This is a genomic window from Streptomyces sp. SID13031 (assembly GCF_010548305.1).
In the GTDB taxonomy this organism is placed as follows: domain Bacteria; phylum Actinomycetota; class Actinomycetes; order Propionibacteriales; family Kribbellaceae; genus Kribbella.
The window spans coordinates 1-639 of sequence record NZ_JAAGLV010000059.1 but is presented as its reverse complement, the minus strand read 5'-3'; the positions used below and the strand labels follow the sequence as shown (position 1 = coordinate 639).

Annotated in this window: 1 pseudogene; it reads right to left on the bottom strand. The window is 67.3% G+C overall.

The features are described from left to right. Positions 1 to 285: 285 nt before the first annotated feature. Positions 286 to 639 (bottom strand): annotated as a pseudogene (locus G3I17_RS39220) (coagulation factor 5/8 type domain-containing protein); the annotation flags it as partial.

Below are 639 nucleotides of genomic sequence, written 5' to 3'. Positions count from 1 at the left end.
ATACAACAGGTTCTGCTCGACGATCAGCCCCCATCTGGGCACGCCTGTCCACCCCTCCCCGTCCCGCGCACCGTCGCCGTCCGCATCCGCCGGCGCCGGGGCGCCATACTAGGGCGTGTTTCGAAAGTCCCGCCTGGCCTGCGACGCCCGGCACGCACGCTCGCCGCGTTGTCGGAGTCGCCCCAGTACGTCCAGTACGAGGGCGATCCTCCGCCTTGCGATCGCACGCACCAGACGCCGCCGGCCCCGCCCTCCGGGCGGACGGCGCTACTTTCGAAACACGCCCTAGGCGAAGGACACCACCTGTGAGGGGATCGTGGTGTCACCCGAGGTGGGGGATCCGATGTCGTTGATGACGTGCTCGTACTGGCCCTTGCCGCCCAGGGAGACGACGAGCAGGTCGTGGAACGTCACGCCGGGCTTCACCGGGGCCTGGAAGCCGTGCTGCTGACGGATGTCCGGGTTCACGTTGAAGTAGCAGTAACTGCCCATGCCCCAGCCCTCATGGGTGGTGACCGAGTCGTCCACCTTGTAGGCGGCGTACCCCTTGATGTCGCCGTTCTGGATGGCGGCCTGGTCGGGGGCGTCGTACGCCTTCTCGTTCTGGTAGAAGACCGTCCTGCCGTTCTCACCGGACCA